17 protein-coding genes are annotated in these 20,339 nt (G+C 64.3%); 8 read left to right on the forward strand and 9 right to left on the reverse strand.

Translation table 11 applies throughout. The features are described 5' to 3' along the window. Positions 1-75: 75 nt before the first annotated feature. Both NKI17_RS01115 and NKI17_RS01120 read left to right on the forward strand, forming a co-directional pair. Positions 76-468, forward strand: a complete 393-nt coding sequence (locus NKI17_RS01115) for a GNAT family N-acetyltransferase (RefSeq protein ID WP_352905274.1) — start codon at positions 76-78, stop codon at positions 466-468. Positions 469-663: 195 nt separating this feature from the next. Next, on the forward strand, positions 664-1,764 hold the full coding sequence (locus NKI17_RS01120; protein ID WP_352571407.1) for a glycoside hydrolase family 25 protein: 1,101 nt from the start codon (positions 664-666) through the stop codon (positions 1,762-1,764). Between the two features lie 22 nt (positions 1,765-1,786). Here NKI17_RS01120 and purD read toward each other — a convergent pair whose 3' ends face one another. Then, positions 1,787-3,064 carry a phosphoribosylamine--glycine ligase gene (gene purD, locus NKI17_RS01125; protein ID WP_352571408.1) on the reverse strand — a complete coding sequence of 426 codons (1,278 nt, stop codon included), beginning with the start codon at positions 3,062-3,064 and terminating at the stop codon, positions 1,787-1,789. 156 nt (positions 3,065-3,220) lie between these two features. On the opposite strand from purD, the gene ubiA reads away from it, so the two are divergent. Further along, a complete protein-coding gene (ubiA, locus tag NKI17_RS01130) occupies positions 3,221-4,204 on the forward strand; it encodes a 4-hydroxybenzoate octaprenyltransferase (RefSeq protein ID WP_352571409.1) in 984 nt (327 codons plus the stop codon). Between the two features lie 190 nt (positions 4,205-4,394). On the opposite strand, the gene NKI17_RS01135 is transcribed toward ubiA, so the two are convergent. From NKI17_RS01135 to NKI17_RS01145, 3 genes are all read right to left on the reverse strand, one after another. Further along, positions 4,395-4,961, reverse strand: coding sequence for a DUF6101 family protein (locus NKI17_RS01135; RefSeq protein WP_352571410.1), 567 nt, complete (start codon positions 4,959-4,961; stop codon positions 4,395-4,397). 186 nt (positions 4,962-5,147) lie between these two features. Next, the gene (locus NKI17_RS01140; RefSeq protein WP_352905275.1) at positions 5,148-6,578 is read right to left on the reverse strand and encodes an FAD-binding oxidoreductase; all 1,431 of its coding nucleotides are present in this window, start codon (positions 6,576-6,578) and stop codon (positions 5,148-5,150) included. 18 nt (positions 6,579-6,596) lie between these two features. After that, positions 6,597-7,577, reverse strand: coding sequence for an L-threonylcarbamoyladenylate synthase (locus tag NKI17_RS01145; RefSeq protein ID WP_352905276.1), 981 nt, complete (start codon positions 7,575-7,577; stop codon positions 6,597-6,599). Positions 7,578-7,778: 201 nt separating this feature from the next. Here NKI17_RS01145 and NKI17_RS01150 point away from each other — a divergent pair, with 201 nt between their 5' ends. Further along, the gene (locus tag NKI17_RS01150; protein WP_352905277.1) at positions 7,779-8,168 is read left to right on the forward strand and encodes a hypothetical protein; all 390 of its coding nucleotides are present in this window, start codon (positions 7,779-7,781) and stop codon (positions 8,166-8,168) included. Between the two features lie 56 nt (positions 8,169-8,224). Here NKI17_RS01150 and NKI17_RS01155 read toward each other — a convergent pair whose 3' ends face one another. The 4 genes from NKI17_RS01155 to NKI17_RS01170 all read right to left on the reverse strand — a co-directional run bounded on the left by NKI17_RS01155 (position 8,225) and on the right by NKI17_RS01170 (position 15,303). Beyond that, on the reverse strand, positions 8,225-10,963 hold the full coding sequence (locus tag NKI17_RS01155) for a glycine--tRNA ligase subunit beta (protein ID WP_352905278.1): 2,739 nt from the start codon (positions 10,961-10,963) through the stop codon (positions 8,225-8,227). Positions 10,964-11,409: 446 nt separating this feature from the next. Further along, a complete protein-coding gene (locus NKI17_RS01160) occupies positions 11,410-12,444 on the reverse strand; it encodes a glycine--tRNA ligase subunit alpha (RefSeq protein ID WP_352743712.1) in 1,035 nt (344 codons plus the stop codon). 264 nt (positions 12,445-12,708) lie between these two features. Then, positions 12,709-14,484, reverse strand: a complete 1,776-nt coding sequence (locus NKI17_RS01165; protein WP_352743552.1) for a tetratricopeptide repeat protein — start codon at positions 14,482-14,484, stop codon at positions 12,709-12,711. 213 nt (positions 14,485-14,697) lie between these two features. Then, complete coding sequence (locus tag NKI17_RS01170; protein WP_352905280.1) at positions 14,698-15,303, reverse strand: TetR/AcrR family transcriptional regulator; 606 nt, start codon at positions 15,301-15,303, stop codon at positions 14,698-14,700. Positions 15,304-15,410: 107 nt separating this feature from the next. On the opposite strand from NKI17_RS01170, the gene NKI17_RS01175 reads away from it, so the two are divergent. After that, on the forward strand, positions 15,411-16,844 hold the full coding sequence (locus NKI17_RS01175; RefSeq protein WP_352905281.1) for an MFS transporter: 1,434 nt from the start codon (positions 15,411-15,413) through the stop codon (positions 16,842-16,844). Positions 16,845-16,870: 26 nt separating this feature from the next. On the opposite strand, the gene NKI17_RS01180 is transcribed toward NKI17_RS01175, so the two are convergent. Beyond that, positions 16,871-17,887 (reverse strand): polyprenyl synthetase family protein, encoded by a 1,017-nt coding sequence (locus NKI17_RS01180; protein WP_292663011.1) that lies wholly within the window; start codon positions 17,885-17,887, stop codon positions 16,871-16,873. Positions 17,888-18,313: 426 nt separating this feature from the next. On the opposite strand from NKI17_RS01180, the gene NKI17_RS01185 reads away from it, so the two are divergent. The 3 genes from NKI17_RS01185 (at position 18,314) to NKI17_RS01195 (ending at position 20,283) form a co-directional block, all read left to right on the forward strand. Further along, a complete protein-coding gene (locus NKI17_RS01185) occupies positions 18,314-18,538 on the forward strand; it encodes a putative signal transducing protein (RefSeq protein WP_023674082.1) in 225 nt (74 codons plus the stop codon). Next, positions 18,538-19,338 (forward strand): tRNA1(Val) (adenine(37)-N6)-methyltransferase, encoded by an 801-nt coding sequence (locus NKI17_RS01190; protein ID WP_352905282.1) that lies wholly within the window; start codon positions 18,538-18,540, stop codon positions 19,336-19,338. Before NKI17_RS01185 ends, NKI17_RS01190 begins: the two co-directional genes overlap by 1 nt. Before the next feature lie 87 nt (positions 19,339-19,425). Further along, positions 19,426-20,283, forward strand: coding sequence for a S49 family peptidase (locus tag NKI17_RS01195; RefSeq protein ID WP_352456850.1), 858 nt, complete (start codon positions 19,426-19,428; stop codon positions 20,281-20,283). The last annotated feature ends 56 nt before the right edge of the window (positions 20,284-20,339 follow it).

The raw sequence follows: 20,339 nt of genomic DNA on the forward strand, positions 1-20,339 counted from the left end.
GATCGCATGATCGCAAGGCGTTCAGCTGCGGGGTACCGGCGCTCGACCGCTACATTCGGGAGCAAGCCAGCCAGGATGTCAAACGCCGAGTCGGCAATTGCTTCGTTGCCGTGGATCGCGATGGCGGCGCGATCGCCGGATATTACACTTTGGCGGCCGAGCATACCGATCGCGTCCTTGCCTGACGAACAGACAAAACATCTGCCACGCTACCCGGTTCTGCCCGCGATATTGGTCGGCAGGCTGGCCGTCGATGCCGGATACCAGCGGCGGCGGGTCGGGTCGGCGCTGATCGTGGATGCGCTACGACGTAGCGTCAGCGCTGCCCCAGCAGCCTTCGCGTTGATTGTCGACGCCAAGGATGACCAGGCGGTCGCGTATTATCGCAGGCATGGCTTCACCTCGTTTCAGAGCCGCCCGGCATCACTGTTCCTGCCCATAGCAACAGCGTTGAAGCTATTTGGCTGACAATCGCAACCATCGCTTTGCTCTTGAGGAGCACCAAGGATCGCTTCGCCAGCGCTCCAACTCGCCCACTCGGCACCCGAAGCATTTCCTTAACCATGGCGGTTCAGGATTTGGCTTTGGCCAGCAAGGATCTGCTGTTTGAAAACGCCGGCGCGCCCCCTTGTCCGCTCAGCGCTTCTCCTTGTCGCGGCCGCAATGACCCTGATGCTGACGCCGGCAAAGGCCTCGGATTTCTCCGAACCGTGGAAGGATGCCGACAGGGCGCTGGTCGTCGACGCCTACGAATACAATTCCATCGACTGGACCAGGCTTGCCACCGACAAGCGTCTTGTCGGCTTCATCAACAAGGCATCCGACGGAATGCCGCCACCCTATTTCTGTTTCGGCGACGAGACCGAGACGCGGCTGTGCAAGACGCTTTGGAAGCGCCATGCGGTGGCGCGTGAGCTGTTCCAGACGCGCAAGGTTGTGGCCAAGGCGCTTGGCTTGAAATGGGGCGCCTATCACCTCGCCCGCCCCGGCAACCCGGTCGGCCAGGCCAATCATTTCATCGAGTTCGCCGAACCCGGGCCGGACGACCTGCTTGCCCTCGACATCGAGGACGACGACCCGGCGCAGTGGATGTCGCTGAACGACGCCGAAGAATTCGTCCGCCAGGTGCATCGGCGGCTCGGCCGCTTTCCGGTGCTCTACACCAATGGAACGACCGCCCGGCACATCGCCGACAACAGATACAAATACCAGCTGCTGTCGCGGCTGCCGCTGTGGTATGCGCGCTACAAGCCCGACATCGACGTGCATTTTCCGATGGGCAACTGGCAGGGTTATGCGCTCTGGCAGTTTTCGGCGCGAGCAAATTGCGGCCGGTTCCGCTGCCCTTACAGGGTCGCGGGCACACCCAACGATATCGACGTCAGCGTCGCGCCGATGAACGCCACGGAATTGCGCGCGCAGTGGCCGTTCGGCGGCCTGATCGACGTGCAGCCGGATTATCTCACCTCGATACCGGTGCCGCTCTCACGCGAAGCCGGGCTCGCCGGCGGCACCATCGCTTACGCTAGCGTGACGCCAGCAAGCTTCGAGGAGATGGTCGCGGTATTCAGGGCGCGCCTAGCCAGGTTCAGCAGCGGCTTTCAAATGCCTGCGGCGAAAGCGGCGCCGGGCCTTCCGCGCGGGATTGCCGAATATGTCGCCTGGACGCGAAACGAAAAGCGTGCGGCATCGGTGCCAGGATTTGTCTCCACCGCCGATGCGGTCAGCAGCGTCTCGACCGAATTCGATCACGGCTTGCGCTGAGGCCGAAGGCCCGCCCGAAGCATCAGTTCGCCTGCTCGCGCGCCACCGCCAGCCAGCCAATGTCGCGGCGGCAAAAGCCTTGCGGCCAGTCGATCCGGTCTAGCGCGGCGTAGGCCTTCTTCTGCGCCTCGCCGACGGTGCGGCCGGTCGCCGTGATGTTGAGCACGCGACCGCCATTGGCGACGAGTGCGCCGCCGTTGATGGCGGTGCCGGCGTGAAAGATCTCGACGCCGTCGCCTGCCGCTGCCTCGACGCCGCGGATGACCGAGCCCTTTTCCGGCGTGCCGGGATAGCCCCTGGCTGCCATCACCACGGTGAGCGCCGCCTCGTCGCGCCAGCGCACCGAAGTATGCGCCAGCTGGCCGTCGGCGGCTGCGTTGAGCAGGACGAGCAGATCGTCCTTCAGCCGCAGCATCAGCACCTGGCATTCCGGGTCGCCGAAACGGGTGTTGTATTCGATCAGCTTCGGCCCGCTGTCAGTGATCATCAGCCCGGCGAACAGCACGCCGGAAAACGGCGCGCCTGTTTCAGCCATGCCGCGCATGGTCGGCTCGACGATCTCGCGCATGGTTCGGTCGATCATCTCCGGCGTCATCACCGGGGCCGGCGAATAGGCGCCCATGCCGCCGGTGTTCGGGCCGGTGTCGCCGTCACTGAGGCGCTTATGGTCCTGCGCGGTACCGAAGGGCAGCGCGGTGGTGCCGTCGCACAGGCAGAAGAAACTTGCTTCTTCACCGACGAGAAACTCCTCGACCACCACTTCCGCCCCGGCCTGGCCGAAGGAGCCGTCGAAACAGGCCTCGAGCGCGGCCAGCGCCTGGTCAAGCGTCATGGCGACGGTGACGCCCTTGCCGGCAGCGAGGCCGTCGGCCTTGATGACGATCGGCGCACCCGTCTTCTCGACATAGGCCTTGGCCGAAGCCAGATCGCCGAAGCGGCCATAGGCGGCGGTCGGGATGCCGTATCTGGCGCAGAGATCCTTGGTGAAACCCTTTGATCCTTCCAGCCGTGCCGCCGCTTTTGACGGGCCGAAGACGCGGATGCCCTCGGCCCGCAGGTCGTTGGCAATGCCGGCGACCAGCGGCCCTTCCGGCCCGACCACGACGAGGTCTATTTCATTCTCGCGGCAAAACCGGACCACCGCTGCGTGATCCGCAATATCGACCCTCACCAGTTCGGCTTCGTGGCCGATGCCCGGATTGCCGGGCGCCGCGTAGAGTTTGGTCAGCAGCGGCGACGCCGCGATCTTCCAGGCCAGCGCATGCTCTCGTCCGCCGGAGCCGATCAGCAAAACACGCATGCCCAGATTCCTCGTCATTCCAAGACCAGGACTGCGCTATTGCGCCGCGCGCGACGGGTCAAGACATTTGGCTGCCGAAGCGCCGATTGCGCGTGGCGAGCGTGCGGGGGCTGCTTGACGCTTGACGGCATTCGCCTCTGCTGCCACTCCAGCAAAATGGAAACCGTCCAGTCGAAAGCGGCCCAGGGCCGCGTCGCCGATGCGCCGAGCGGCCACTGGGTCTATCGCGTGCTGCCGCGGGGGTTGTGGCCCTATGCGCAGCTTGCCCGGTGGGACCGGCCGATCGGCTGGCAATTGCTGCTGTGGCCATGCTGGTGGTCGGCTGCCCTTGCCGCGAGCGCCTATCCGCGTCCGGCGGATCCGCTGCTCTCGCTGCTGCCGTCGCCTTGGTATCTGCTGCTGTTTTTTCTTGGCGCGTTCGCCATGCGCGGTGCCGGCTGCACCTACAATGACCTGGTCGACGAGGACATCGACAACCAGGTGGAACGCACGCGCTCGCGGCCGCTGCCGGCCGGCAAGGTCACGCGCCGGCAGGCCTGGATGTTTGTTGTCGTGCAGGCACTGGGCGGCCTTGCCGTGCTTTTGCAGTTCAACAGCTTCGCCATCTCGCTCGGCATCGGCTCGCTGGGCATCGTCGCCGTCTACCCATTCATGAAGCGGTACACCAATTGGCCGCAACTCGTTCTCGGCCTTGCCTTTTCCTGGGGAGCGCTGATGGGATGGGCGGTCGAGTTCGGCGATCTCGATGGGCCGGCAATCATGCTCTATATCGGCTCGATCCTGTGGGTGATCGGCTACGACACGATCTATGCGCATCAGGACAAGGAAGACGACGCCATCGTCGGTGTGCGCTCGACGGCGCGCCTGTTCGGCGACAACACCAAAGCCTGGCTGGCCGGACTTTATGGCGGAGCGCTGGTCTGCTTCGCCATTGCTTTCGCCTCGGCACAGGCACCGGTGCCTGCACTCGCCGGGCTGATCGCCGCCGGCGCGCATATGGCACGGCAGATCGCCGTGCTCGACATCGACGATCCGGACCAGTGCCTGAGGCTGTTCAGATCGAACAACCAGGTCGGCTGGCTGATCTTCCTCGGCCTGATCGGCGGCGCGGTTTGGGTGGCGCTGAAGCCGCTGGTTTAGCGGCCTGTTCCCTTCTCCCCTTGTGGGAGAAGGTGGATTGGCGCGTAGCGCCAAGACGGTTGAGGGGTGTTGGAAGAAATGAGGCGTTGGCGTTCCCTGGAACACCCCTCATCCGACCGAGCTTCGCTCGGCCACCTTCTCCCACAAGGGGAGAAGGAAAGAAGGGCGGCGCAAGCCCGCCAAGCCCATGCTATTCCCGCGAAATGAGCTCCTCGCCGCCGATGACCAGCCTGAGGCCGAGATCGCCGGCGCGGCGGCGGGCGAGGAAGCGCGGGCGGCGCATGGTCGAGACGCGACCCTTGCGGCGCTCCTGCGCCGGCAGCGCCTTGATAGCAGCGCCGAGCGATTCTTCGAGCGTGCGGGCAATGCCGTCGGCCTCGATCAGCAGCATCGGCAGGCGGTAGGCATCGGCCCAGGCGCGCCAGTCAGCGGCGACATCGTCGAGATCGTCGGCCACCAGCAGCGGCACCGACAGCATCGGGTCATTGTGCAGAAGCTCAAGCGTCACTGTGACATTGCCATCCGGATCCTCCATGGCGCGGGCGGCGACGCCGCGAAACGCGTTGGCGGGCAGAGCGATGATCGCCGGCACGCCGCTCATCTCCAGCGTGCGGCGGATAACCGCGCCGCGCTGGTCGATGGTGAAGGTGACGTCGCCATAGTCGTCGCGCGTGGCGTAGCTCACCACCTGCGGCAGGCGGAATGGGTCGAGACGCATATTGCGGCCGGCCCAGACTGGCTTCAGTCCAGTGTTCATATCGTGCCTTTCCTGTTTCTCCTGAGAGCCGGTGTTTCCGGTTCTCCGGGCCGGTTTTCCCAGCCTCGTTTGTGGAGAAACATTAGCGCGGGCTTCTTATCCTCGCGCTTAAGAAAGTCGGTTAAATTTTGCTGATCCGGGGCAGATGGTTATCGGAATGCGAACCGGCGCAGGCCGGCGAAAGGATCAGATAACCTTACCCGGATTCATGATGCCGGCCGGGTCGAACGCGGCCTTCACCCTGCGCATCAGCTCGATCGCCATCGGCGGCGCCGTCGCGATCAATTCGTCCCGCTTCAACTGGCCGATGCCGTGCTCGGCTGAGATCGAGCCATGAAACGCGCGCACGACGTCGTGCACGGCCTTGTTCATGACGTGGTAAAGGCCGAGAAACGCCTCGTCATCGCCGTCGACCGGCCGGGAGATGTTATAGTGCAGATTGCCGTCGCCCATGTGGCCGAAGCAGACGACGCGCGCGCCGGGACTGACCGATTGCACGGCGCCGGCGGCCTTTTCAATGAAGGGCGGGATTGACGCCACCGGCACCGAGATGTCGTGCTTGATCGAGGCACCTTCCGGCTTCTGCGCCTCGGGCAGCACCTCGCGGAAATTCCAGAACGCATCGCCCTGGGCAATGCTTGCCGCGATTACCGCATCGCCGACGATCCCTTGCTCGAGGCCTGCCGAAAGCACCTCCTCGATCAGGGCCCTGGCATCGTCGGCCGAACGGCCCGACGATATCTGCATCAGCACATACCACGGCCAATCGCCGGCCAGCGGCCGCACCACGCCTTGTGCGTGGGCAAGCGTGAAGTCGTAGGGCCTCTGGCCGATCAGCTCGAAGGCGGTGAGCGCTGCCCCTGCACGATCCATCGCCAGGCTGAACAGCGACAGTGCCGCCTCCGGCGATGACAGGCCGGCAAACGCCACCTCGCGCCCCTTGGGCTTGGGGAACAGCTTGAGCACGGCGGCGGTGATGATGCCGAGCGTACCCTCGGCGCCGACGAACAGGTTCTTCAGATCGTAGCCGGTATTGTCCTTTTTCAGCTTGCGCAGATCGTCGAACACTTCACCGGTCGGCAGCACCACTTCGACGCCGAGGCAGAGCTCGCGCGCATTGCCGTAGGCAAGCACGCCGGTGCCGCCGGCGTTGGACGAGAGATTGCCGCCGATCTGGCAGGAGCCTTGCGCGGCAAGCGACAGCGGAAACAGCCGGTCGGCGGCATCGGCCGCTTCCTGCAGCGTCTGCAGGATGACGCCGGTTTCGACCGTCACCGTGTTGGACAGCGTATCGATTTCGCGGATGCGGTTCAGCCGCGACAGCGACAGCACGATCTCGCGGCCGGATGCGTCCGGCACCTGGGCGCCGACCAGCCCGGTGTTGCCGCTTTGCGGCACGATGGGCGTGCCGGTTTCGGTCGCCAGCCGCATGATGCTGCTGACCTCCTCGACGGTCCCCGGCCTCAGCACCAAAGCCGTCCTGCCGTGCCAAAGTCCGCGCCGCTCGGTGAGGTACGGTGCGATGTCCCGCTGATCGCGCAGCGCATATTTGTCGCCGACGATTGCCGCAAAGCGGGCGACGACGGCGGGGTCGAGATCGGGGGAAATGTCGTTCATGGGTGGAAACTATGGTGCTCAATCCATCTTGTCACGCGGGGCGATCTTGTCACGTGGGGCGGCGGCGCGCGAAAGCCGGTCATTGATCGCCTCGCCCAGCCCGTCGAACGGGATCGGCTCGACGGCGATGGTTTTGGCGCGACTGCTATCGAGATCCTGCAGATGAGCGAAGAGATTGCTTGCCGCCTCGCGCAGGTCGCCGGTCTCCGACAAATTGCGCAGGGCGGCTGCGTCGCGCCAGCCTTCGGCACGGCGGCGGCCGAAGGCCAGCAAGGCTTCGCCCGGTGCGACCTCCGCAGCATTGAGCCGCACCGCCGCACCTGGCGCATAGTGCGAGGCAAGCATGCCAGGTGCCTCGATGACCGAAGCGCCGCGCAGCAACTTTGACCCGGCCACCGCTTCGATCTCTTCGGCGGCAATGCCGCCCGGCCGCAGCAGCCGCAGCTTTCCAGCTTCGACCTTGACAATGGTCGATTCCAGCCCGACCGGCGTCGCGCCGCCATCGACCACAAGCTTGATCCGGGGACCGAGATCGGCGGCCACGGCCTCGGCCGTCGTGGCGCTGATCCTGCCCGAGGAATTGGCGCTTGGCGCCGCCAGCGCGCGGCCGAACCTGGCGATCAGCTCGCCGCCAAAGCCTTTCGGCATGCGCAGCGCGATCGTTTCCAGGCCGGCGGTGACCAGCGGATGAATGCCGTTGCCGGGCCGTTGCGGCAGCACCAACGTCAGCGGCCCCGGCCAGAATGCCTGCGCCAATCTTTCCGACAGCGGGTCGAACAGCGCGATGCGCTCGGCCATAGCCGGATCGGCTATATGGGCGATCAGCGGGTTGAAGCGAGGTCGGCCCTTGGCTTCGAAGATACGAGCCACGGCAACGCCATTGGTCGCGTCGCCGGCCAGCCCATAAACGGTCTCGGTCGGGATGGCGACGACATCGCCGCTCTCGAGCAGCGTCAACGCCCTTTCCATCGCCTCGCCGACGGCACGAATTTCAGCCACTGTCGTCACCTCACGGATGCGGGTGCCTAATACGCTGACGCCGGGCGAGCAAGCCCAGGCATTGGCGAATCGCAAATCGTTAAAATGCTATGTTTCCCCGCAAGCCGGCATCAACTGCCCTTGGCTAGGGTGCCGTCTCGTTGGGCAAGGGGAATTATCATGCTTTCGATGCGTATCCTTGGAGCGCTTGGTTTGGCGTTTATGGCCGGCACGGCACAGGCCTCGTCGCTGGTTTTTCTCGGGCAAACGACGGCGACGCCGTCGGTGGTAGGTGCCGGCGCGCTCGAGCGGGCGAAAACACCGTCGATCGTCGCGCTCGGCGAGAAGTTGCCTGACGTCAATGAAAACGTCACCGATGAAAAGGTCGCGGCGATCCCGAGCCAGCCGAACCATGGCTTCGCCGGAAGCCCGATGATCATTCGCGGCGGTATCGTCGGCGATGCCTTTGCAACGCCCGCGCCCAAAGCCGCGCCGGCCACCGCTGCCGCGCCCGCCGCGGACAGCAAGGCCGATCCAAAGGTCGCCAGCAAAACCCCTGAACCAGCTGCGCAGCAGCCTGCGCCGCTAGCAGCTCCCGACCAGCCCAAATAGCGCCTGAAGCAGCTCCGGAAGCCAGGGCCGCGCGAGAGCGCTTTTTTTCGCGGATGTCAGCCGGCTATCTTGGAGAAATCCGCGACCCGGTCGGTCGCCGCGCGGATGCGGGCGAGCAACGCCAGGCGATTGGCGCGCACCGCCTGGTCCTCATCGTTTACGAGGACTTTCTCAAAGAATGAATCAACCGGCTCGCGCAACACACTAAGCGCCAGCATGGCGGCGGAAAAGTCTTCGTTTTGAATTGCTTCGCCGGCTTGCCTCTCAGCCTGATTCACCGCCGCGAACAAGGTTTTTTCGGCGTCCTCCCGGAACAGAGCCGGCTCAACGCTGCTTGCGATCGCTGTCGCCTTCTTCTCTTCGGCAGCCACGATGTTGGCCGCGCGCTTGGTGCCGGCAAGCAGGTTCTTGCCGTCCTCGGTGTCGAGGAAGGAGCCGAGTGCTTCGACGCGGCGGACGATCTGCAGGAGATCGTCGTTCTGGCCAATCTCCCCCCTTGAGGGGGAGATGCCCGGTAGGGCAGAGGGGGGCGCGACAGAATGAGAGGCCGGCGGGACAGCGCCCCCCTCTGTCGGCTGCGCCGACATCTCCCCCTCAAGGGGGGAGATCGGGCGCGAGCCCGCCGCCAGCACCGCGTCGATCAGGTCATGCCGCGCGCCCTGATCGCGGAGATAGACTTTCAGGCGGTCGTGGAAGAAGGCGAGGAGGTTGTTGATCTCTTGCTGCTGCCTTTCTCCGGAACGCTCAAAGGTGTTGTTTGAGATTGCGGAATCGCGTTCGATGACGAGATCGGTAAGCGAATCTCCCCCGAGTTGCTGCTCTAGCTCCGCAGCAATTTCGAACTGTCGGTCGAGTTTGGGATCGCGTATGTGATCTGCAATATCTTTGGACGCGATATTGGCCACAGATTTCAGGGACAACCTAATCCCGTTCTCAATCAGTATCCTCGTTACCCCCAGCGCCGCCCTTCTCAGCGCGTAGGGGTCCTTCGATCCGGTTGGCTTTTCATCGATCGCCCAAAACCCGACCAGCGTATCGAGCTTGTCGGCAAGCGCCACGGCGACCGATACCGGATCGGTCGGCACGCGATCGGACGGGCCCTGCGGCTTGTAGTGCTCCTCGATCGCCGCGGCGACCGAAGGATGCTCGCCCTGCAGCAGCGCATATTTGCGGCCCATGAGGCCTTGCAGCTCGGGGAATTCGCCGACCACCTCGGTGGTGAGGTCGGCCTTGGCGAGCACGGCAGCGCGACGCGCCAGCGCGATAATCTCCCCCCTCGAGGGGGAGATGTCGCCGAAGGCGACAGAGGGGGTCGGCACGTCCTGACGCGACGCCCTATCGCGGACAGAGGATGCCGGCGATTCACGCGAAGCGACCCCCTCTGGCCTGCCGGCCATCTCCCCCTCGAGGGGGGAGATCGACTGCGCCACGATTGGCGCCAGTTCTTCCGCCAACCTGGCAATCCGCTCCACCCGCTCGCCTTGCGTGCCGAGCTTGGCGTGGAAGGTGACGCCGAGGTGGTCGAGGCGGGCCATGCGCTGGTCGAGCGGCTTTTTGAGATCAAGCCCGAACTTTTGCGCCGATGCCTGGAGCTGGTCGAGATCCGGCAGATCGCCCTGGTCGGTCTTCCAGAAATAGAGCGCGTCGGACAGGCGGGCACGCACCACCTTGCCGTTGCCATGGGCGATCTCCTTGCCGCCATCCTTGGCCTCGATGTTGGCGGTCAGGATGAAACGGTTGGAGAGCGGCGATTGGCTGATCTCCCCCCTTGAGGGGGAGATGGCCGGCAGGCCAGAGGGGGTCGGCACGACCTGACGCGACTCCCTATCGCGGACAGGGGATGCCGCCGATCCACGCGAGGCGACCCCCTCTGTCGCCTTCGGCGACATCTCCCCCTCGAGGGGGGAGATTTGGCGCGTCGTCACAAAACACTTCTGGTTGGCGCGGATGGTGAGCCTGATCACCTCGGCCGGAATGGCCAGAAAATCCTGCTCGAATTCGCCCATCAGCACGACCGGCCATTCGACGAGGCCCGACACTTCTTCCAGCAGCCCGTCGTCCTCGACAAGGTCGAGCCCGCTGGCGAAGGCGAGGTTCCTGGCATCGGCAAGAATGATCTCCTTGCGCCTGTCGGCATCGAGCACGACCTTGGCCGCCTCCAGCTTGGCGACATAATCGTCGAAGCGGCGCACCGTGATGGCGCCCGGCGCATGGAAACGGTGGCCGTAGGTGACATTGCCGGAGCGGATGCCGTCGATCTCGAAATCGACGACCACCGGCTCCTCGGTTTCTGGGCCGAAGGTGCACAGGATCGATTGCAGCGGCCGCACCCAGCGCAGCGAGCCGGGCTTGGCCGAAGCCGGCCCCCAGCGCATCGATTTCGGCCAGGGGAAGTTGCGGATGATGCCCGGCACCAGCTCGGCGATGATCTGCTCCGCCGGCCTGCCCGGCCTGGAAATATGGGCGACATAGAAGTCGCCCTTCTTCGGATCGGAATGAACATGCGCCTCGGCAATCGAGGCAAGGCCGGCCTTGCGCAGAAAACCTTGCACCGCCGGCTCGGGCGCCTTGGTCGAGGGCCCCTTGATCTCCTCGCTGATGTCCTTCGAGCGCGCGGTCAGGCCGCGAATGTCGAGCGTCAACCGGCGCGGCGTCCAATATTCGCGCGCCGCCTCATAGGTCAGCCCGGCTTCGACCAGGCCGTCGGTCAAAAGCTTTCGGAGGTCGCCGGCCGCCTTGCGCTGCATGCGAGCGGGGATTTCCTCGGAACGAAGTTCTAGAAGCAGGTCAGGCATTGAAAGAGCTCACGCGACAAAAACAGCCGCCGCTTCGCGGCGTCCTCCCCCATCGAGGCGGAGGTAAGCGGGGCATAGCAACTCGGTCGGCTGCTGTCACCCTTCCCAGCAAGATCGGGCCAGCACGATCAAGGCGTCCAACGGCGAGTTCCGAAAAAATTCAGCCTCCTGTCGGACACGCGCCGGTCCGCCCGTCCTTGGATCAAAGATTTCCATGAACCGAACGCAGCGCTGAAGCGACCAACGCTCAGGCAGAGAGCTATTGGCTGAACGAGCATGAAAACGGCATCGACATTCCTGCAAATCCTTGCGCTCAGCGCCTGTTTTACAGCGCAGGTGCATGGCACGTTCTCGATGCCCGGCGTCAGGCAAGCGCTGCGGACAATAGCCGGTGCAAGCAGCCAAGGCACGTTGCCAATCAGCGCCCCTGTCGAAATCGCCTGGAGCTAAGCCGCCATTCCGCCCGCCTGCGTCAGCAGAAACGCCTCGCCGCAGGCTTTGGCCAGATTGCGCACCCGCAAGATGTAACTCTGGCGCTCGGTGACCGAAATGACGCCGCGTGCGTCGAGCAGGTTGAAGACGTGGCTGGCCTTGATGCACTGGTCGTAGGCTGGGAAGACCATGCGGTGGAATCCCTCCCCCTTGAGGGGACCAGACAAGGTCTGGCCGGGAGGGGTCGCTCGTGCAGTGCTCGACGCCTGACCTGCGGTGCCTTCTGAGGCGACCCCCTCTGCCCGCTTCGCGGGCTCCCCCTCAAGGGGGAAGATGGGCGCGCCGGCTTGTAGCAACGCCTTGCACTCGGCTTCGGCGTCTTCGAAATGGCGCAGCAACATCGCGGTGTTGGCAAATTCGAAATTGTGGCGCGAATATTCCTGCTCGGCCTGCAGGAAGACGTCGCCATAGGTCACCTTGTCGGCGCCTTCGCGGCCGTTGAAGTTGAGGTCGTAGACATTGTCGACGCCCTGCACATACATGGCCAGCCGTTCCAGCCCGTAAGTGAGCTCGCCCGCCACCGGGGCGCATTCGATGCCGCAGACCTGCTGGAAATAGGTGAACTGCGACACCTCCATGCCGTCGCACCAGCACTCCCAGCCCAGCCCCCAGGCGCCCAGCGTCGGGCTTTCCCAGTCGTCCTCGACGAAGCGGATGTCATGCAGCAGCGGATCGATGCCGATCGCGGCCAGCGAGCCGAGGTAAAGCTCCTGCAGATTGGGCGGATTGGGCTTCAGGATCACCTGGTATTGGTAATAGTGCTGCAGCCGGTTCGGGTTCTCGCCATAGCGGCCGTCCTTGGGGCGGCGCGAGGGCTGGACATAGGCCGCGTTCCAGCGTTTTGGGCCGAGCGCGCGCAATGTCGTTGCCGGATGGAATGTGCCGGCGCCGACTTCCATGTCGTAAGGCTGGAGGACGACGCAGCCATAGTCCGCCCAATAATTATGCAAGGTCAGGATCAGCCCCTGGAACGAGCGGCTGGGATGCATGTGGGCAGGGATATCAACGGTCACGGCGGCCTCCGGCGGGATGCCGGCACGTCCTAGATGCCTGGCCAGCAAGCGTCAAGGCAGCGGGGGTCAGGCCTTTGAAGGTGTTCCCTTCTCCCCTTGTGGGAGAAGGTGGCCGAGCGAAGCTCGGTCGGATGAGGGGTGTTCCAGCTTGGCATCAACGTGCTCCGTCCAGCACCCCTCAACCGTCTTGGCGCTGCGCGCCAATCCACCTTCTCCCACAAGGGGAGAAGGAAAGAAGGGTCACCCCTTCGGCGCGGGCCCCGGCACGGGCTTTACGTTCGGGGTTTCCTGCGCCGTGTTGGATTCGATCGGCGGCAGGCCCTTCATCAATTTCTGCTGCAAGGCGGCAAGCACGTCCGGGTCCGGCTTCAGGTCGCGGGCCTGGTTCCACTGGAAGGTGGCTTCCAGCTTGCGGCCGACGCGCCAGTAGACGTCGCCGAGGTGATCGTTGAGCACCGGATCCTCCGGCTTCAACGAAACGGCGCGTTCCATTTCGCGCACCGCATCGTCGAACTGGCCAAGGCGGTAATAGGCCCAGCCCAGCGAATCGACGATGTAGCCGTCGCTCGGCCTCAGGTCGACGGCCTTCTGGATCATCGCGAGGCCTTCCTTGAGGTTCATGTTCTTGTCGACCCAGGAATAGCCGAGATAGTTCAGAACCTGCGGCTGGTCGGGGTAGAGCTCCAGCGCCTTGCGGAAATTCGGCTCGGCCTTCGGCCATTCCTTCAGTCGCTCATAGGCGATGCCGCGCTGGTAGAAAATGTTCCAGTTGGCGGCGGTCGGCGTCTTCAGCACCTCGACTGCCTTGTCGTAAAGATTGGCGGCGGAGCGGAAATCCTCCTTCGAGGAATAGACGCCGCCGAGCGCCAGATAGGCGCGCATGTCGTCTGGATGCGCATCGACGATGGCCTTGAGGTGAGCGATCGCCTCGTCGTTGCGGTCGAGATCGGCAAGGTTGAGGCCAAGCTGCAGGTCCGAAAGCTCCTTCAGCGGCGAGCCAGCGGGAATGCGGCGATAGAGCGCGATGGCGCCCTCGCCGTCTTTCAACTGCTCGGCAACGGCGGCAAGCTGAACGAGCGCCGCGTCGTTGTCGGGCCGCAGCGCCAGGGCATATTGCAGATAAAGCCGCACGAACGGCTCGCCGCCGCCGCGGTTGAGCGCGGTGGCGAGATCGAGCAGGATTTCCGAGGCGCCGTCCGACGGACCGGCAACGAAGGGCTCGATCTTTTCGCCCTTGTTGATCTTATCGCGAAGCGCCGCAATCTCGACCTTGCCGGGGGCGAACGCCTCGGCCTTGTCGAGCACCGACAGCGCCTTGGCCTTGTCGCCTTTGCGGGCGAGGAAAGAGGCGTAGGCCTGCGCGTTGCGCATCCATGTTTCGGGGGCCGCACCGCCGGCGGCCGTGTCCTGCACGGTGGCGGTGTAGAGCGCATCCGCCCTGTCGGGCAGGCCGGAGGCGTCGGCAATCAAGGCACGGTGGAAGGACTTGAACAGGCTGAACCAGTCGGGGCCTTGCAGCTTGTCGATGGAAGCCATGGCCTCGCCGGCGTCACCCGCACCCTGCTTGGCCCAGCCGGTCATGACGCCGGAGATCAGCCGGTCGAGATCGGATTCGAGCGACAGCTTGAGCCAGTATTCGGCCTTGGAGAAATCCTTCTTGTGGAAGGAATCGATGGCCAGCGCCAGGCGCGAGAAGCGCTCGACGTCGGGAACCGCCTTGAGCTTGTCGGCATAGACCAGGGATTCGTCGAAGCGCCCCTGCGCGATCAGCGACAGCATCAGGCTCTGCTGCAGTCCCGTATCGTTCGGATCGAACGCAAGCGCCTGCTTGTAATAGGAGATGGCACTGTCGAGGTCGTTGTCGCCGTCGGCGATCCTGGCGGCAAGATAGGCCCCCGAGAAGGATGTGATCCTGACCGGCTCGGCGGTCTGTTTGGCATGCGCCGGCAAAGCCGAGATCGCCATGCCCGTCGCGATTGCCAGCCCCGTCAGCCAGCGCGCATATCCTTGCCGCATCATATCCCTTTCAGCCAAACGCCATCTCCGCGTCAGCGGGATCGCCGTAGACTCGATCTTTACAGATAAAGCATGGCCTTTTTGGGGTCGTGCTTCAACCCGGCCCGAATTCACAATCGGGTCAAGCAATTAATAAATCATACCGAAAGAGGTCGCACCACCGCATTGCGACAATCCGGCAATGGGAAACCGGCGTCACGGCCCTGAAGAAACTCAGGACGCTTGCGAAAGGCTTGCGTCGAGCGCCTGCATGGCGACGGTGACAAGATCGTGCAGCCGCTTTTTCGGCACACCGTCGCGTGCCTGGACCGAAAGGCCGTGCATCAGCGTGGCGTAATAGTCACCCAGCGTCTCGGCATCGGTATCCGGCTTCAATTCGCCATCGCGCACGGCCTTTTTCAATCGCTCGACGATCGACGCGGTACGCGCCAGCCGATGCTCCGCCAGCCATTGCAGCACGGCGTCGTTTTCGACGGCGCAATTGGTCGCGGCCGTCACCACCATGCAGCCCTGCGGCCGCCCGGGCCGCGTATAGATTTCGACGGCGTCGCGAAGCATGCGCTCGATGGCGCGCCGGACATTTGGTTCTTCCTCTAGCGCGCGCGTGGCAAAGCCGCCCTCATTGGCCTCGTAAAGCGCCACCGCTTCGCGAAACAGATCCTCCTTCGAGCCGAAGGCGGCATAGATGCGCGCCGATGCGAGACCAAGCGCCGATACGAGATCGGCCATCGAGGTGCCCTCGTAGCCGCGCCTCCAGAAAGCATCGCGGGCTTTCTCCAGCGCCTGGTCGCGGTCGAATTCCCTTGGCCTGCCTGCCATGGCGGTCTCCAATTTTTGTCGATCAACAAATAATCCGCTTGACTTCGGATTGCAAATCTCAATTCTTTGTCGATCATTAAATAATAATTGTCGACAAGGAGTCCGACATGAGTTCACTCGATCAAGGCGCGCCGCTCGGGGCGATAACGCAGGGAGCAAGCAGGGCGAAACATGGCGCAACGCTGGCGTTGCTCGCCTTCGCGCAGCTCATCATCTCGCTCGACCTCAACATCGTCTTCGTGGCGCTGCCGGAGATCGGCGCTGGCCTCGGATTTTCAGGCCAGACCCTGCAGTGGGTGGTCAGCGCCTACACCGTGTTCACCGGCGGCTTCCTGCTGTTCGGCGGCCGGGCGGCCGACCTGATCGGCCAGCGCCGCGTCTTCATCTTCGCGCTCTGGCTCTACGCACTTTCGTCCCTCGTCGGTGGCCTGGCCTGGTCGCCGGAAATCATCATCGCGGCACGCGCCGTGCAAGGCATCGGCGCCGCGTTCCTGTTTCCGGCGACGCTGTCGCTGATCAGCCGCCTGTTCGCCGAAGGGCCGGAACGCAACCGGGCGCTCGCCGTCTGGGGCGGCACGGGCGCCAGCGGCCTGACGCTCGGTTCGCTTGCCGGCGGGTTTCTGACCAGCGCCTTCGGCTGGCCGTCGGTCTTCTACGTCAACGTGCTGCTGGCCGGGATCGCCATCATCGCGGCTTTCGCCATCATCCCGCGCGATCGCAAGCGGCACGAGCGCCGCAGCTTCGATCTGCCGGGCGCCCTGACCGTCACCGCCGGCGCGACGCTGCTTGTCTTCACCCTGGTTCAAGGGCCCGAATATGGCTGGGGCTCTGGCGCAATCATCGCCAGCGCGGCACTGGCGGCATTCTTCCTGATCGCCTTCACCGTGATCGAGGCCAACAGCGCCGATCCGCTGATGCCGCTGCGCCTGTTCCACAACCGCAGCCTTGTCGCCGGCATGACGATAACCTTCCTCTACATGGCCACTTTCGGCGCGCTGCCCTACTTCCTCACCGTGCTGCTGCAGAACGTGCACGGCTTCACTGCCTTGCAGACGGGCCTCGCCTTTCTCGTGCCGTCGGTCGCCATCGCCACCGGCACGCAACTCGGCGAGCGTCTGGCAACGCGCTTTTCGACGCGCAGCACGCTGGTCGGCGGCATGATCGTCGGCGCGGTCGGCACAGCATTGATGGTATCAGGCGCGACCGCGGAGAGCAGCTATCTGGCTCTCGTACCTGGCCTGATCGTCTCCGGCGTCGGACAAGGCATCGTCTGGACCGCAATGTGGATTGCCGCCGCTTCCGGCGTTGCCCATGACCAGCAAGGCGTCGCCTCGGGGATGGCTTCGACGACGCTCAATGTCGGCAACGCCATCGGCATGGCCGTGCTGATTGCGATTGCGAACAGCCAAATCGGCGAATTGTCCGGCAATGCGTTGAAAATTGCCGTCGCCGACGGCATCCAGGTCGCCTTCTGGCTCGCGGCGGCGGGCATCGTCGTTAGCCTGCTGGCAGCAATGGTTCTTCCGGCAAAGGCTCGATGAGAACAAGCGCGGGCCGCCGATGCCTCTCAATTCACCCGGCTGATGCAGAAATCGATGACGTCGATCAGCGCCGATTTCTGCGGCGTCGCCTCGAGCGGCGCCAGCGCGTCGCGGGCGATCTCGCCGAAATGGCGGGCGCGCCCGATGGTGTCGGCAATTGCGCCGTGGCGGAGCATCAGGCCGATGGCCTTCTCCAGCCCGGCATCGTCGGCGGCATTGTCCTCGATGGCGCGTTTCCAGAAGCTGCGCTCGGCCTTGGTGCCGCGCCGATAGGCGAGGATCACCGGCAGCGTCACCTTGCCCTCGCGGAAATCGTCGCCGACATTCTTGCCGAGGTCCTTGCTGGTGCCGCCGTAATCCAGCGCGTCATCGATCAGCTGGAAGGCAAGGCCGAGATTCATGCCGTAGGAGCGGAGTGCTGCGCGATCATTGCGCGTCGCCTGAGCGATGACGGGGCCGACCTCGGCGGCGGCCGAAAACAGCGCCGCGGTCTTGGCCTTGATCACCGCGAAATGCTCATCCTCGGTGGTCTCGAGGTTTTTTGCGGCAGCGAGCTGCATCACCTCGCCTTCGGCGATGACCGAGGCCGCGCTCGACAGGATATCGAGCGCTTCAAGCGAGCCGACATCGACCATCATGCGAAAGGCTTGGCCGAGCAGGAAATCACCGACCAGAACACTGGCCTGGTTGCCCCAGATCATACGCGCCGTCTTCTTGCCGCGCCGCATGCCGCTTTCGTCGACGACGTCGTCGTGGAGAAGTGTCGCGGTATGCATGAATTCGACCGATGTGGCGAGCTTGACATGGCCGTCGCCGGAATAGCCGAACATCTGGGCCGCGGCGAGCGTCAGCATCGGCCGCAGCCGTTTGCCGCCGGACGAGATCAGATGGTTGGCTATCTCCGGAATCATCTCGACATCGGAGCCGGCCTTCGACAGGATCAATTTGTTGACGCGCCCCATGTCGGCCGCGGTCAGGTCGATGAGGTCCTTTATCGAGGCGGCTTCGCGCTTCCCGTTTTCAATGTTGAGAACGACACCCACGGCAAAACTCCCAACCTCGATATGCACGACGGCAACATGGTCCCTGGACAGACTCTAGGGTGTCACCCACCGGCGCGGCAAGAGGCGAATTGGCGCGCCGGCTCTGGTACATGATCACGCCTACGTTTACATCAACGCCGCAAACTGCGAGTTTAGGGCCATGATCTATCGATATGATCGAAATGGTGTGAGGCCATCTGTCGGGATACGCGGAGCGAAGGCGCAGGAAGCCATTCGGCTTTCAAGTCCTTCGCGACAAAGTAGCCGGGCAGATGGACCACATCCTCCGGACGCCGAAACGGCTGCAAGCTGCGTCGTCGAACCGCTCGGCCGGGGGAAAGACCCCGACCTTCGCGCTTCTCCTCGCATCTTCTTGCCGTTTCAGGCGCCATTTCGACCATATCGATAGATCATGGCCCCAATCCGATGATAGAGCTCATCCGCACCAACGACGCCGTCATCATTTCGTTTGTCGAATCGCTGATGCGCGATGCCGGCATCGGCTGTTTCGTCGCCGACCAGAATATGAGCGTCCTCGACGGCTCGATCGGCATCCTGCCCCGCCGTGTCATGGTGGACGCCGACAAGGCCGATGCGGCGCGGCGCATCCTGACGGATGCTGGCATCGCCAACGAGATCCGCCAAAAATAATGTCCGCGTCGCCCGCTGTCCTTGTCCCGGACATGCCGGCTCATACGGTCGATGCCTTTCATCGCGGTCGCTTCTGGCTGGTGCAGCCGAGAAAGGCAGGCCACCGCGCCGGCATGGATGCGATGATGCTGGCGGCTGCCGTGCCGTCCTCCTTCGCCGGGCGGCTTGCCGACTTTGGCGCGGGCGCTGGTGCGGCCGGCCTGGCGGTACTGTCGCGCTGCCCCGGTGCCGCAGCCGTGCTCGTCGAGCGTTCTCCGGAAATGGCGGCCTTCGCCACCACCACGCTTGCCCATCCCGGCAATGCGCATCTCAGCAACCGCGCTTCGGTGCTCGTCGCCGATGTCGCGCTGTCGGGCCGGGCGCGAACGGCCGCCGGCCTCGAGGACAACAGCTTCGATTTCGTCATCATGAACCCGCCGTTCAATGCCGCCGAGGATCGCGCGACGCCCGATCCGCTGAGAAAGGCCGCGCATGTCTCGGAGGATGGGCTGTTCGACAGCTGGATCCGCAGCGCGGCCGCGGTGGTCAGGCCGGGCGGCGAGCTGGCCGTCATCGCCCGGCCGCAGCAGCTCGGCGCCATCCTCGATGCCATTGCCGGCCGCTTCGGCGACGCCGAGATGCTGGCCGTCCACCCTCGCCCCGAAGCGGCGGCGATCCGCATCATCGTCCGGGCAGCACTCGGCGCACGCGGCAAATTGTCGATCCAGCCACCGCTGATGCTGCATGCCTATTCAGGCAATGGCCCCTCGGAACGGGCAGAGCTGATCAATAACGGGCTGGCGTCGCTGTTCGGAGACTGATCCATTCTGATTGCCGGGTTGACGGCATTGCCGTTGGCCGGCGAATTCCTACATGCCTCAAGCATATCGACCGGAGACAGCCCCCTCGTGAAACGCCTTTTCAACCGCCTGCTGCCGAAGTCCTGGCGCTCCACCGTCGTCACCATTCCGGTCATCCGGCTGCACGGCACGATCATGCCCGGCGGCGGCCAGTTCCGGCCGAGCTTGTCGCTCGCTTCCACCGCCGGCCTTCTCGAAAAGCTGTTTTCCTTCGACGCGCCGGCGGTCGCCATCTCGATCAATTCGCCAGGTGGCTCGCCGGTGCAGTCGCGGCTGATCTTCAGGCGCATCCGCGACCTGGCGAGCGAGAAGAACAAGAAAGTCCTGGTTTTCGTCGAGGACGTGGCGGCCTCGGGCGGCTACATGATCGCGGTCGCCGGCGACGAGATCTTTGCCGACCCGTCCTCCATCGTCGGCTCGATCGGCGTGGTGTCGGCCTCGTTCGGCTTTCCGGAGCTGTTGAAGAAGATCGGCGTCGAGCGCCGCGTCCACACCGCCGGCCAGAACAAGGCGGTGCTCGACCCGTTCAAGCCGGAAAAGAAGGAAGACGTCGAGCGCCTGAAGGCGCTGCAGCTCGAGGTCCACGAGACCTTCATCGATCTCGTCAAGGACAGGCGCGGCAGCAAGCTCAAGGATGATCCCGACCTGTTCACCGGCCTGTTCTGGACGGCCAAAAAGGGGCTGGAGCTCGGGCTGGTCGATGCGCTCGGCGACATGCGCAGCGTGCTGAAGAGCCGTTTCGGGCCGAAAACCCAGCTCAAGCTGATCACCGCACCGCGCGGCCTGTTCGGCCGCTTCGGCCTGTTCGGCTCGAGCTTTTCGGCGCCCGATATCGCCGCCGCCGCGGCAAGCGGCGTCATCGATGCGGCGGAAGAGCGCGCGCTGTGGGCGCGCTTCGGGCTTTGAAAAGCTGGTGAAAGCGTCTAGCATAAATCATCAACCGACCCGACCGGCCGCCTTGC

This window comes from Mesorhizobium sp. M0816 (genome assembly GCF_040320005.1).
Classification (GTDB): domain Bacteria; phylum Pseudomonadota; class Alphaproteobacteria; order Rhizobiales; family Rhizobiaceae; genus Mesorhizobium.